The sequence below is a fragment of the Aeromicrobium stalagmiti genome (assembly GCF_013283745.1).
GTDB classification, from domain to species: Bacteria; Actinomycetota; Actinomycetes; order Propionibacteriales; family Nocardioidaceae; genus Aeromicrobium; species Aeromicrobium stalagmiti.
Genome location: NZ_JABSTZ010000001.1, coordinates 512,890 through 525,652, shown reverse-complemented (window position 1 = coordinate 525,652; position 12,763 = coordinate 512,890). Strand labels below are relative to the sequence as shown.

At 69.8% G+C, this 12,763-nt stretch carries 13 protein-coding genes and 1 pseudogene; 5 read left to right on the top strand and 9 right to left on the bottom strand.

All coding sequences use genetic code 11. The features are described 5' to 3' along the window. Positions 1-8: 8 nt before the first annotated feature. Positions 9-1,541 carry an AMP-binding protein gene (locus HQK15_RS02535; protein ID WP_173489853.1) on the bottom strand — a complete coding sequence of 511 codons (1,533 nt, stop codon included), beginning with the start codon at positions 1,539-1,541 and terminating at the stop codon, positions 9-11. Positions 1,542-1,634: 93 nt separating this feature from the next. Between HQK15_RS02535 and HQK15_RS02530 the strand changes: the two genes are divergently transcribed. Both HQK15_RS02530 and HQK15_RS02525 read left to right on the top strand, forming a co-directional pair. Next, on the top strand, positions 1,635-2,009 hold the full coding sequence (locus HQK15_RS02530) for an SRPBCC family protein (RefSeq protein WP_173489852.1): 375 nt from the start codon (positions 1,635-1,637) through the stop codon (positions 2,007-2,009). Positions 2,010-2,041: 32 nt separating this feature from the next. Then, complete coding sequence (locus HQK15_RS02525; RefSeq protein WP_173489851.1) at positions 2,042-2,338, top strand: putative quinol monooxygenase; 297 nt, start codon at positions 2,042-2,044, stop codon at positions 2,336-2,338. On the opposite strand, the gene HQK15_RS02520 is transcribed toward HQK15_RS02525, so the two are convergent. Then, complete coding sequence (locus tag HQK15_RS02520; RefSeq protein WP_173489850.1) at positions 2,335-2,817, bottom strand: PGPGW domain-containing protein; 483 nt, start codon at positions 2,815-2,817, stop codon at positions 2,335-2,337. The two genes, HQK15_RS02525 and HQK15_RS02520, sit on opposite strands and share 4 nt — an antisense overlap. A gap of 67 nt (positions 2,818-2,884) precedes the next feature. On the opposite strand from HQK15_RS02520, the gene HQK15_RS02515 reads away from it, so the two are divergent. Next, positions 2,885-3,298: a hypothetical protein gene (locus HQK15_RS02515; RefSeq protein ID WP_173489849.1), complete on the top strand. Its 414-nt coding sequence runs from the start codon at positions 2,885-2,887 to the stop codon at positions 3,296-3,298. Between the two features lie 5 nt (positions 3,299-3,303). On the opposite strand, the gene HQK15_RS02510 is transcribed toward HQK15_RS02515, so the two are convergent. From HQK15_RS02510 to HQK15_RS02500, 3 genes are read right to left on the bottom strand one after another with little or no spacing between them, the layout of a single operon-like run. Further along, complete coding sequence (locus HQK15_RS02510; protein ID WP_173489848.1) at positions 3,304-3,864, bottom strand: GNAT family N-acetyltransferase; 561 nt, start codon at positions 3,862-3,864, stop codon at positions 3,304-3,306. A 24-nt stretch (positions 3,865-3,888) separates the two neighbouring features. Further along, positions 3,889-5,079 carry an acyl-CoA dehydrogenase family protein gene (locus HQK15_RS02505; protein ID WP_437340235.1) on the bottom strand — a complete coding sequence of 397 codons (1,191 nt, stop codon included), beginning with the start codon at positions 5,077-5,079 and terminating at the stop codon, positions 3,889-3,891. Between the two features lie 4 nt (positions 5,080-5,083). Then, positions 5,084-5,938 (bottom strand): 3-hydroxybutyryl-CoA dehydrogenase, encoded by an 855-nt coding sequence (locus HQK15_RS02500; RefSeq protein WP_437340243.1) that lies wholly within the window; start codon positions 5,936-5,938, stop codon positions 5,084-5,086. Positions 5,939-6,129: 191 nt separating this feature from the next. Between HQK15_RS02500 and HQK15_RS02495 the strand changes: the two genes are divergently transcribed. Continuing rightward, complete coding sequence (locus HQK15_RS02495) at positions 6,130-7,602, top strand: SulP family inorganic anion transporter (RefSeq protein WP_173489846.1); 1,473 nt, start codon at positions 6,130-6,132, stop codon at positions 7,600-7,602. 126 nt (positions 7,603-7,728) lie between these two features. Here HQK15_RS02495 and HQK15_RS18385 read toward each other — a convergent pair. The 3 genes and pseudogenes from HQK15_RS18385 to HQK15_RS02485 all read right to left on the bottom strand — a co-directional run. Beyond that, positions 7,729-8,157, bottom strand: a pseudogene (locus tag HQK15_RS18385) (DedA family protein); the annotation flags it as partial. Continuing rightward, entirely contained in the window at positions 8,154-8,939 is a 786-nt protein-coding gene (locus HQK15_RS02490; RefSeq protein WP_173489845.1) for a phosphatase PAP2 family protein, read from the bottom strand. The pseudogene HQK15_RS18385 and the gene HQK15_RS02490, both read right to left, overlap by 4 nt. A 16-nt stretch (positions 8,940-8,955) precedes the next feature. Further along, positions 8,956-10,458 (bottom strand): MFS transporter, encoded by a 1,503-nt coding sequence (locus HQK15_RS02485; RefSeq protein WP_173489844.1) that lies wholly within the window; start codon positions 10,456-10,458, stop codon positions 8,956-8,958. Positions 10,459-10,609: 151 nt separating this feature from the next. Between HQK15_RS02485 and HQK15_RS02480 the strand changes: the two genes are divergently transcribed. Then, the gene (locus HQK15_RS02480) at positions 10,610-11,275 is read left to right on the top strand and encodes a TetR/AcrR family transcriptional regulator (RefSeq protein WP_173489843.1); all 666 of its coding nucleotides are present in this window, start codon (positions 10,610-10,612) and stop codon (positions 11,273-11,275) included. 3 nt (positions 11,276-11,278) lie between these two features. Here HQK15_RS02480 and HQK15_RS02475 read toward each other — a convergent pair whose 3' ends face one another. After that, positions 11,279-12,646 carry an FAD-dependent oxidoreductase gene (locus HQK15_RS02475; RefSeq protein ID WP_173489842.1) on the bottom strand — a complete coding sequence of 456 codons (1,368 nt, stop codon included), beginning with the start codon at positions 12,644-12,646 and terminating at the stop codon, positions 11,279-11,281. Positions 12,647-12,763 lie beyond the last annotated feature (117 nt).

The following is a 12,763-nucleotide window of genomic DNA, read 5'->3' as shown; positions in this document are numbered from 1 at the left end:
ACGGCTGGTCAGTTGACCTGGCGGTCGTGACCCTTCCAGAACTCCTCGCGCAGCTTGAACTTCTGCAGCTTGCCGGTCGCCGTACGCGCGAGCTCTTCGCGGAACTCAATGCGCTTGGGGCACTTGTAGCCGGCCAGGTGCTCGCGGCAGTGGGCGATGAGCCCGGCCTGGTCGACGGGGTCCTCGTCGGTGTCGAGGACCACGAGTGCCGTGATGAGCTCGCCCCACTTCTCGTCGGGGATGCCGATCACCGCGACCTCCTTGACCGACGGGTGCGACATCAGCGCGTCCTCGACCTCGATCGACGAGACGTTCTCGCCGCCGGTGATGATGACGTCCTTCTTGCGGTCGGCGATCGTGATGTAGCCGTCCTCGAACGTGCCGCCGTCGCCGGTGTGGAACCAGTTGCCGGCCTGCGCCTCGGCGGTCGCCTCGGGGTTGTCCCAGTACGACGCGAGGTTGTGGTTGGACTGCGCGAGCACCTCGCCCATGTCGTCGATCATCATCCGCACGCCGATCGCGGGCGCACCTGCACGCCCGAGGTTGACGGCCTGCTGGTGCGGGTCGAGGTCGTCCCACTCCGCGCGCATGCGGCTCATCGTCAGCAGGGGTGAGGTCTCGGTGAGGCCGTAGATCTGGATGAACTCCCAGCCGAGCTCGTCCCGGACCCGCTCGATCGTGCGGGTCGGGGGCGGGGCGCCGGCGACGATGATGCGGACGCGGTCGCGTCCGGGGATCTCGCCGTCCCAGGTCTTCGCGGCGTCGAGAGCCGCGGCGACGACCGCGGGTGCTGCGCACATGTAGGTGACCCCGTGCTTCTCGACCCGGCGCAGGATCTCGCCACCGTCGATCTGGCGGATCACGACGTGGGTCGCGCCCATGCCCGTCGCGGCGAACGGGTGGCCCCAGCCGTTGGCGTGGAACATCGGCAGCGTGTGGAGATAGACGTCGCGGTCCGAGACCGAGGCCTGCCACCCGAAGACCGTCGCGTTGAGCCAGTTGTTGCGGTGGGTCAGCTGCACGCCCTTGGGTCGGGCGGTCGTGCCGGAGGTGTAGTTGATGGTCGCGGTGGCGTTCTCGTCGCCCTCCCACGGCTGCGGCTCGCCCGTCCCACCCCAGATCGTGTTGTCGTCCTCGCCGAGGACGAACGTGCGCTTGCACTCGACCTCGTCGACGAGGTGGCGCAGGTCGGGGTCGACCATCATGACCTCGGCGCCGGAGTGCTCGATGATGTAGCGGATCTCGGCCACCGCGAGCCGGAAGTTGACCGGCACGAGGACGCGTCCCCAGCCCGAGACGCCGAAGAACGACGTCAGCATGCGGGCGGAGTTCTGCGACACGATCGCCACCCGGCCGCCGACCGGCACGCCCATCACGTCGAGGGCCGCGGCCTGGGCCTTGGCGCGCCGACCCATCTCGGCGTACGTGATCTCGCCCCACGACTCGGCCGGCTGGTCGGGCTCGTCAACGACGGCGATGCGATCGGGATAGACCGTGACGGCTCGGTCGAGGAAGTCGCGGACGGTCAGGGGGAAGAGCACGGGAACCTCCGGAGTGTGGCGCGGGTCACCTCATTGTCTACCCTGCCGATCGCTGCGCGAGCGTTGCACCTCGAGGCTGCCTACGATCGACAGATGGGACCTTCGGTGTCACGCGAGATCGCCAGCCCGCCGACCGTGGTCTGGGACCTGCTGACCCACGTGGCCGCGTGGCCGGAGTGGGGGCCGAGCGTCGCGGGTGCGACGGTGCCCGGCGGCGTCGTCCGAGCAGGCGCGCGCGGGACGGTGCGGACGGCGGTCGGGGTGTCGCTCCCGTTCGAGGTGACCCACTTCGAGGAGGGGCGCAGGTGGGCGTGGTCGGTCGCCGGCGTGCCTGCCACCGACCATCGTGTGAGGCCGACGGCAGGTGGCTGCGTCGTGACGTTCGGCGTCCCGTGGTGGGCGCCGGGATATCTCGCGGTGTGCGCCGTGGCGCTGCGGCGGATCGAACGACTGGCGGCTGGTGCCTAGGCTGGTGGCCGAACCCCGAGCGAAGGAACGACATGGCGATCACCGCAACACTCGAGCTGCGCCTCAACCCCGACACCCTCGACGAGGCGCGCACCGTCCTGAGCCGGGTGCTCGCCGAGACGCGGGCGTTCGACGGCAACCTCGGCGTCGACGTCCTCGTCGACCACGCCGACCCGGCGCACTGGATCGCGTACGAGACGTGGGAGTCGCTCGCGCACGACGCCGTCTATCGCGAGTTCCGCGCCGGACCGGGGCAGATCACCGATCTCGGCCCGCTGCTGGCCGCCGCTCCGGTGCTGACCTGGTTCTCGGTCGACGACAGCGTCTAGTCCTCGTCGTCGTGCGGCTGTGCCGCGCGCTCGGCCTCGCCCACGGGATCCTCGACGCCGCGGAACCGGCGGAAGCTGTAGACGATCAGGGCCAGCGCCATCAGCGATGACGCGATGAGCGTCGCGCCGGTGGCCCAGCCGCCCGGCAGCCACCACTTGTCGTCCAGCGGCCACCACTCGGGGACGTCGAGACCGATGCCCCACACGATGCCGACGGCGCCGATCGACAGGGCACCGAGGGTGCTGCCGATGATCCGGGGCCAGGTCTGCACGCTCTGGGCCGCCGACCGGTAGGCCATGATCTCGACGGGACGGACACGGCGCTCAGCCCACTCGTACTGCTGGGACAGGATCGCGAGGCCCGCGAACAGCCCGAGGAGACCGGGTCCCGGCAGGACCAGGGCTGCGATGCCGGCGAGGACGAGCGTCCAGCCGGCGATCTCGATGACCAGACGGCGCACGACGCGCTTCGACTTCATGCGGAGACGCTACAGGGCGGGAGCGAGCCTCCGCCGCCGCGGCGCCCGGTCGTGGTGGGATGGCTTCATGCGTGTGGCAGCGGTGGCTCTCCTCCTCGTGCTCGCAGCCTGCGGCGGCGGGTCGGACGAGCCGGCCGCCAAGCCCACCGCGACCACCGCTCCCACGACCGCGGCGACCACGAAGCCGACGACGGTCAGCCCGAAGGGCACTCCCGCACCCGAGGCCCTCATGCGGTTCCGGTGCGACAAGTACAGCAAGGGCACGTGGAAGGCGTCCGGCTTCCTGGTCAACGGTGGCAAGGCCGCGGTCACGTTCCAGGTCACGGTCTTCATCGGCGAGGCGACGGGTGGCGAGCAGCCTGCCAAGACCAAGCAGGTGCCCAACGTCGGCGCCGGCGGCTCGGTCGGGTTCGCGATCAACAAGGTGCCCGCGCCCGAGGCGGGCGGCACCTGCCACGTGCAGGTGCTGGCGACGAAGTAGGGCGGTCAGCCCCGCGGCTCGTCGGCGAGCAACGCATAGACGTACTCGTCGAGCCAGCCGTGATCGCGGTGCAGCGAGCCCCGCACGTGATGGGCCTCGCGACGCATGCCCAGGCGCTCCATCAGGCGCCACGACGGCTCGTTGTCGGTGAAGCAGACAGCCGTGACCCGGCGAAGCCCGAGGTCGTCGAGGCACAGGCGGATCAGCTCGCGCACCGCCTCGGTGGCCAGCCCCAGACCGTGGTGCTCCGGGTCGAACGTCCAGCCCAACTCGGCCTGCGTGCCCTTCGCGTCGTCGTTGACCTCGCGCTGGGACCAGGCATCACTGACCTGCACCATGAGGTCGCCGACCACCCGGCCGTCGTGCTCGACCACGACAGTCGTCGAGCCGTCGCCGAGACGCTCCTCGAAGTCGGCCAGGTCCGTCGCCCAGCCGCCGATCCACTCGCTGACGTCGCGCCGTGAGCGGTAGGCGAAGATCTTCGCCGCGTCGCCCTCGATCGTCCGCCGCAGCACGAGTCGCTCGGTGTGCTGCGGCCAACGGGCGGCATCGAGGGGCGAGGTCACCCGACCATTCTGACCGGGCCGGACCTAGAGCGTCGACTGCACCCCAGCCAGCAGCTGGCGGGCCATGACGACGCGCTGCACCTGGTTGGTGCCCTCGTAGATCTGGGTGATCTTGGCGTCACGCATCATCCGCTCGAGCGGGTAGTCGGCCGTGAAGCCGTAGCCGCCGAGCAGCTGCACGGCGTCGGTCGTGACCTGCATGGCGGTGTCGGACGCGAACGCCTTGGCCGCTGCGCCGAAGAACGTGAGGTCCTTGTCGCCGCGCTCGGACCGCCCAGCAGCGGCGTACGTCAGCTGACGCGCGGCCTCGATCTTCATGCCCATGTCGGCGACCATGAACTGGATGCCCTGGAAGTCGCTGATCGGGTGACCGAACTGCTCGCGCTCCTGGATGTAGCCGAGCGCGAAGTCGAGCGCACCCTGCGCGACGCCGACCGCCTGGGCGGCGATCGTGACGCGGGTGTGGTCGAGGGTCTTCATCGCGATCGAGAAGCCCTCGCCGACCTCGCCGATGATGCGGTCGCCGGGGATGCGGACGTTGTCGAGGTAGACCTCCCGCGTCGGTGAGCCCTTGATGCCGAGCTTCTTCTCGGGGGCGCCGAACGAGACGCCCTCGTCGGACTTCTCGACGACGAACGCCGTGATGCCCTTGGTGCGCTTGGACGGGTCGGTCTGTGCCAGCACCGTGTAGTAGTCGGACCAGCCGGCGTTGCTGATCCAGCGCTTGACGCCGTTGAGCACCCAGTCGTCACCGTCGCGGACGGCCTTGGTCTGCTGGTTGGCGGCGTCCGAGCCGGCCATGGGCTCGGACAGGCAGTAGGAGAACGCACCCTCGCCGGAGGCGAGCTTGGAGAGGTACTTGGCCTTGATCTCCTCACCGCCACCGATCATGACGGGCAGCGAGCCGAGCTTGTTGACGGCGGGGATCAGCGAGGACGACACGCAGACGCGGGCGACCTCCTCGATCACGAGCACGGTCGCGAGGGCGTCGGCCCCGGCTCCGCCGTACTCCTCCGGCACGTGGGGGGCGTGGAAGTCGGACGCCAGCAGGGCGTCAGCAGCCTCCTGCGGGAAGCGGGCGTTGGCGTCGACGTCGGCCGCGTAGGGCGCGATCTTGTTCTCGGCGACGGCCCGGACGGCCTCGCGGATCGCCTGGTGCTCCTCGGAGAGCACGAACATGTCGGGTGCATCGGTCATGGTGGTTCCGTTCTTCATGGGGTCAGCCTTCGTAGCCGTAGAAGCCCTGGCCGCTCTTCTTGCCGAGCAGGCCGGCGTCGACCATGCGGTCGAGCAACGGGGGCGGGGAGTAGAGGGGCTCCTTGAACTCGTCGTACATCGACTGGCCGATCGCCTTGACGGTGTCGAGGCCGATGAGGTCCGAGAGCGCGAGCGGGCCCATGGGGTGGCCGCAGCCGAGCACCATGCCGCGGTCGATGTCGGCGGCCGAGGCGTAGCCCGCCTCGTACATGCGGATCGCCGACAGCAGGTAGGGCACGAGCAGGGAGTTGACGACGAAGCCGGCGCGGTCGGTCGCGTCGATCGGCTTCTTGCCCAGGGTCTCGGTGACCCACGAGCGCATGCGGTCGAGGGTGTCGGGGGACGTCGTCAGCGAGGGGATGAGCTCGACGAGCTGCATGACCGGGGCGGGGTTGAAGAAGTGGACGCCCATGACGTGGTTGGCGCGCCCGGACACGGCACCGAGCTTGACGATCGGGATCGAGGACGTGTTGGACGCCAGGATCGCATCGTCCTGGGTGAGCACCTGGCCGAGGGTGCGGAAGAGCTCGAGCTTGACCTTCTCGTCCTCGGACGCGGCCTCCACGACGAGGTCGCGGTCGGCCAGGGTCTCCAGATCGGTCTCGAAGCGGATGCGGTCGAGGACGGCGGTGACCTCGGCGGGCTCGATCTTGCCGCGGGACTCTGCCTTGCGCAGCGACCCCTCGACTCGCTCGGCCGCGGCCTTGGCGGCGTCGGCGCTGATCTCGATGACCACGACGTCGAGGCCCGCGCGAGCGGCGACCTCGGTAATGCCGGATCCCATCAGCCCTCCGCCGATGACTCCGACCTTCTCGATACCGCTCATGCTGCTCCCTCACTCGCTGGGATCAGTCACTAGGACGTCCTAGTAAATCCCTAGGACGTCATACTATCTCGCCCGATCAACGACTCCCAACTCGTCGGTCGTGCCGTTGGTCACCTCGATCTAGACTGGGCGGAGACGCTTTCGCGAGGGGAAGCCACACCTCGAGCGCAGGAGCCAGGACCATGGAGCAAGCCAGGACGCTGCGGCGTGCCCTCCGCGATCCGCGCGTCGTCTCCGCCGAGGTCCTGGCGGGCATCCTGACGACGCTCGCCCTGGTGCCCGAGGTGGTCTCCTTCTCCGTCGTCGCCGGCGTCGACCCGCAGGTCAGCCTCGTCGCCTCGGTCGTCCTGGCGATCTCGATGTCCTTCCTCGGCGGGCGGTCGGCGATGGTCACGGCGGCAGCCGGCTCCGTCGCCCTGGTCGTGGCGCCGCTGGTCAAGGACCACGGGGTCGAGTACCTGCTCCCGGCGGTCGTGCTGGCCGGAGCGGTCCAGATCGCCTTCGGCGTGACGGGGCTGGCCCGGCTGATGAAGTTCGTCCCGCGCTCGGTGATGCTCGGCTTCGTCAACGCGCTCGGGGTGCTGATCTTCGCCGCCCAGGTGCGCCACCTCGTCGACGTCCCTGTCGTCGCCTACGTGCTGTTCGCCCTCACGGTCGCGATCGTGCTCGGTCTGCCGCGCCTCACGAAGGCGGTGCCCGCGCCGCTGGTGGCGATCGTGGTGGTGACCGCCATCGCCTGGGTCATGACGACCCACGTCCCCGACGTCGGCGACGAGGGTGCCATCGGTGGCGGTCTGCCGGGCTGGACGCCCCTCGACGTGCCGCTGGACCTCGAGACGTTGCGGATCATCTGGCCGACGGCCCTGAGCGTCGCGTTCGTCGGGCTGCTCGAGTCGTTGCTGACGGCGAAGGTCGTCGACGACCTGACCGACACCCGGTCGAACAAGACCCGCGAGTCGTGGGCGCTCGGCGTCGCCAACGTCCTCGCCGGGTTCTACGGCGGCATCGCGGGCTGCGCCATGATCGGTCAGAGCATCGTCAACGTGAAGATCGGCCGCGCCCGCACGCGGCTCTCGACGGTGGTCGCGGGTCTGGCGCTGCTGCTGTTCATCACGGTGCTCAGCGGGCTGGTCGCCCACATCCCGATGGTCGCCCTGGCAGCCGTGATGATGATCGTGGCGATCAACACGGTCGACTGGCACAGCGTCCGGCCTGCCACGCTGCGACACATGCCGTTGTCGGAGACCGCGGTGCTCGTCGTCACGATCGCCACGGTCGTGCTGACCGAGAACCTGGCGGCCGGTGTGGCCGTGGGCGTCCTGCTGGCGCTCGTGCTGTTCGCGCGCCGGGTCTCCGGCGTCCTTCGCGTCCACCGCTCGGTGACCGACGACGGAGCGGCTGTGCACTACCGGGTGGTCGGCCCGCTGTTCTTCGGTAGCAGCCACGACCTGCCGGAGCACTTCGGCCACCCTGACGACCCGTCGACGGTCGTGATCGACCTCAGCGAGGGTCAGGTGTGGGACGTGTCATCGGTCGCGGTGATCGAGGCCATCCAGGCACGGTACGAGGCTCGCGGCGCCGAGGTCGTCGTCACCGGTCTCGACGACCGGAGCACCGCGTTCCGCGACCGTCTCGCCGGCCGGCTGTCCAGCTGATCGGCTGGCGCGACGCCGCCGGACGAGGCTGCGGACGGCGATCGCGACCACCGCGGCCGCGACGATCCCGCCGATCAGCCACGGATCGTCGAGCACCCCGGTCGCGGCGATGCCGGCGCCTGCGCCGACCCACAGTGACGACCACGCGAGGGCGCCGATCACGGATGCGAGCAGGAACCAGCGGTAGCGCAGGCCGGCGGCGCCGGCGACCACCGGCATGACCGTGCGGACCAGCGGCAGCAGGCGACTGGCGAGCACGGCCCAGAATCCGTGACGCTGGACGAGCTCGCCGGCGCGGTCCCAGCGGTCGACGCCGACCCGGGCGATGAGCCGCGACTCCCGCAGCCGCGTGCCGCCCGCGCGCCCGATGAACAGGCCCAGGTGGTCCGCGGTGGTCGCGCCGATCGCGACAGCCAGGCCGAGCGCGATGATCGTGACCGGACCCTGCAGGCTGGCCGCGAGGCTCGAGATCGCCACCTCGCCGGGGATGATCGCGCCGAGCCCGAGGCCCGACTCGGCGAAGGCGAAGGCGAAGCCCAGCAGGGCGCTGGTCATGTGACCGGCCGGTGACGCTGATCGATCCGGCCCGACACGACGATGCCCACTGCGACGACCACGGCTCCTGCAACAGCGTCGAGGACCCAGTGATTCCCCGTCGCCACGACGACGAGCGTCGTTCCCGCGGCGTACAGGACGGCGATCGCTCGGCCGACCCCGTTCGTGTGACGCCACACGGCCCAGGCGACCCAGATCGTCCAGCCGACGTGAAGCGACGGCATCGCGGCCAGCTCGTTGGCCATCTGCCCGAGGCCGCCCGGCAGCGAGGTCTGCCCGCTCCACCAGCCGACGTCGGCCGTGCTGACGAGGGTGTCGAGGTAGGCGCCGCCCGGCATCAGGCGTGGCGGGGCGGTCGGGAGCAGCACGTAGCCGGCCAGCCCGATCGCCGAGCCGATCACGATCGCGTTGCGCGCCCGCGGGTACTCGGCACGATGGCGGACGAACAGGAAGACCAGCACGGCCGGCGTGGCGAGGTAGTGCAGCGACGCGTACCAGAACGACATCGGGACGGCGATCTGCGACAGGGGCGTGAGGGTGTGGTTGAGCCACGACTCCACGTCGAGGTGGAGGATCTGCTCGAGGTGGAGCACGTCGGCCGCCCGGTCGCGCGCGGACGCGAGGTCGTCGCTCGCCGCGACCCGGCTGAACGCGTAGGTGAACCACAGCGCCGTGAGCAGGGCGACCTCACGGAGGCCTGCGAGCGCGAGCAGGCCCGACCCGCGCGACGAGGGAGTGGTCGCGCGGGCCGGGCTGTGCCGGTGTCCGGTCAGGCTGGACACGAGGTGGTCCTGGCTCTCAGTGAGCGAGGACAGGAGCAGCGTCCGGATCGACCTCGACGGGGCCGCTGCGGAACAGTGCGCCGCAGAGGATCGCGCCGACCAGGAAGATGCCGGCCGCCCACCAGAACACGGTGGTGTAGCCGTGGACCGCGGCGAGCTGCTGGTTGAGCTCCGAGGCCGACCTGCCGGCCAGGTAGTCCGTCGTGGCGGTCGCGGCGAACGCGCTCAGCACCGCGGTGCCGATGGAGCCACCGATCTGCTGGAACGTGTTGACCGACGCCGATGCGACACCAGCATGCTCGGCGTCGACACCCGAGGTGGCTGCGCTGAACGCCGGCGCCATCGACAGTCCGATGCCGAGACCCGTGATGATCAGCCCGGGCAGGATGTGCGCGGCGTACGAGCTGTCGACCTCGAGCTGGGCGAACAGGACCATGCCGACCGCGGCGAGCAGCATGCCGACGAACACGGGGATCTTCGGGCCGATCTTGGCGACCAGGCCGGCGGAGCCGGTGGCCGTGGCCATGATGCCGAGGATCATCGGGACGAACGAGAAGCCGGTCTTGAGCGGCGAGTAGCCGAGCGTCAGCGACACGTAGTAGGTGAGGAAGAGGAACACCGCGAACAGGCCGATGCCGACGAAGGCCACGACGAGGAACGAGGCGCCGCGGGTGCGGTCCCAGACGATGTGCAGCGGGAGCAGCGGGTCCTTGACCCGGCTCTCGACGACGGCGAACAGGGCGAGGAGGGCGAGGCCCGCGATGACGCAGATCAGCGTGGTGGCGCTGCCCCAGCCGTCGGACTCGGCGCTCGCGAGGCCGTAGACGAACGACACGAGACCTGCGACGACGATGACCGTGCCGGGGACGTCGATGCCCTTGGCGTCCTCCGCCTTCGGCTGCTTCTTGAGCATCACGATCGCTCCGACGACGGCGATGGCCGCGAGCGGGACGTTGACGTAGAGGCACCAGCGCCATGAGAGGTACTCGGTGAGGGCTCCGCCGAGGATGAGGCCGATCGCGCCGCCGGCGCCGGAGATCGCACCGAAGATCGCGAACGCACGGGCGCGCTCCTTGGCATCGGTGAACGTCACGGTCAGCAGCGAGAGGGCCGCGGGGGCCAGCAGGGCACCGAAGACGCCCTGGGCGACGCGGGCGCCGACGAGCACCTCGAAGTTCTGCGCGGCGCCACCGACGGCGGAGGCCGCGGCGAAGCCGATCAGGCCGGCGATGAACATCGGGCGGCGGCCGATCAGGTCGCTCAGCCGGCCACCGAGCAGCAGCAGCGAGCCGAATGCGAGCGCGTAGCCGGTCACGATCCACTGACGGTTGTCGTTGGAGAACGCGAGCGCCTCCTGGGCCGACGGCAGCGCGATGTTCACGATGGTCGCGTCGAGCACGACGATGAGCTGGGCCAGCGCGATGACGGCCAGGATCAGCCAGCGCGTCGCGTGGTGGGGATTGTCTGCGGGGTCGACGACCCGGTCGGGTGACCGGTCGTCGGTGAGGGTGGTTGCCATGGGATCTCCAGGTCTTGGGTCGGTGCTCCGTGCGAAAGCGGAAAGTCTCTTCCGTTTCACTCTAGGACATAACCGGAAACCTGTCTCCACTTGAACGTGTGATGTCTCGCACTAAACGGAAAACTTCCTCCGCTCCGGTACCATCGGCCTCATGACCACGCAGATCCCCGAGGGCGACGAGGCGGACCGACCGCTGCGCGCCGACGCTGCGCGCAACCGTCAGCTGATCCTCGACACCGCGGCAGAGGTCTTCGCCGAGCACGGGCTCGACGCCGGGTACGACGAGATCGCCCGGCGCGCCGGCATCGGCGTGGGCACGGTCTATCGCCGGTTCCCCGAGCGCGACGAGCTCGTGCAGGCGCTGTTCGAGTCACGCATCCGCGAGATCGTGACGATCGCCGAGGAGGCGACGACCCGCCCCGATCCCTGGGACGGGCTCGTGTGGTTCCTCGAGCGGGCACTCGAGCGGCAGGTCGCCGACCGGGGTCTGAAGGAGGCGATGGTCCGCACCGTCGACCAGGACGCCCACATGACGATCGGGCGCGAGCAGCTGGGTCCGCTCATCGAGGCGATGGTCGTGCGTGCGCAGGCCGACGGCACGCTGCGGTCCGACGTCGAGGCGACCGATCTCGGCGTCAGCCTGATGCTGATGAGCTCGATCACCACACCGCAGCAGCCCGAGCTGTGGCGGCGCTATCTCGCGCTGTTCCTCGACGGCCTGCGGGCGCGCCCCGACCAGGGGCCGCTGCCCCTGATCGCTCCGGCCGACGAGTCGATGCACGCCATGATGTGCAACCTGCACGGCACGCGGCCGTGACGGCTACGCCTGGCTGATCCGCACCATCTCGTCGCGGGGGACGACCTTGATGCGGGCGCGACCGACGGCCTCGCCGAGGGCGATCTCGTGCTCGTCGAGCTTCTCCCAGCCCTCCCACGTCGTGAACTCGATGCCACGACCGGCGAGGTAGGCGTCGACGTCCTCGCGCCCGGGGTTGGCCGGCGTCCGCAGCTGGTCGACGTCCTCGAGGAGCAGGCGGATCGTCTCGGCGGCGTCCGACTTCGTGTGGCCGATGAGGCCGACGGGTCCGCGCTTGATCCAGCCCGTGACGTACGCGCCGGGCAGCGGCTGGCCGTCGATGTCGATGACGCGGCCGCCGTCGTTGGGGACCGTCGCCGAGTTGTTGTCGAACGGGATGCCGGCGAGGTTGTCGGAGCGGTAGCCGACCGCGCGGTAGACGGCCTGGACGGGCCAGTCGGTGAACTCGCCGGTGCCGCGGACGTTGCCGGTGCCGTCGAGCTCGGTGATCTCGGTGCGCAGACCCACGACCTGGCCGTCCTCGCCGAGGATCTCGACGGGGTTGTGGCAGAAGTGGATGTGGATGCGGTGGTCGGCGCCCGAGGGCTCCTTGGCGAGATAGTTCTGCAGCACGTCGACGACGAGCTTGACGCTCTTGGACGCGCGGATCGAGTCCATCGAGCCCTCGTCGAGCTCGAAGCCCTCGGGGTGGACGATGACGTCGACGTTGGGCGAGTGGCTGAGCTCGCGCAGCTCCATCGGGGTGAACTTGACCTGGGCCGGTCCGCGCCGCGCGAAGACGTGGACGTCCTTGGCGACGTTCGCCTTGAGGCCGTCGTAGACGTTCTGCGGGATCTCGGTGACGAGCTGCTCGTCAGCGGTCTTGGCGAGCATCCGGGCGACGTCGAGACCGACGTTGCCCACACCGAGGACGGCGACCGACTCGGCGTGGGGCTGGAAGTCCCACTCGCGCGGCGCGTCGGGGTGGCCGTCGTACCAGTAGACGAAGTCGGCCGCGCCGAACGAGCCCTTGAGGTCGATGCCGGGGATGTCGAGGTCGCGGTCGGCGCGGGCGCCGGTCGCGAAGATCACCGCGTCGTAGAACTGCTGGAGGTGGTCGAGCTTGAGGTCGGCGCCGTAGTTGACGTTGCCGAAGAAGCGGATGTCCGGGTTCGACAGGACCCGCTTGAGGGCCTTGACGATCTCCTTGATGCGCGGGTGGTCGGGCGCGACGCCGTAGCGGATCAGGCCGAACGGCGTGGGGTCACGATCGAGGATGTCGATCGTCACACCGCTGACGTCGCCGGAGAGCTCCGACTTCGTGAGGATGTCGGCGGCATAGATGCCTGCCGGGCCGGCGCCGATGACGGCGACTCGCAACTGCCTGCTCATGCACTGCTCCTGGGGGGAGGGAAGACCACACTCTTAGGCAAGCCTAAAAGGCCTGTCCAACAGGGCGAAGTCCGTCTTGCGATACGAACATGAATCGTGTGGCGTGGGTCACGCCGA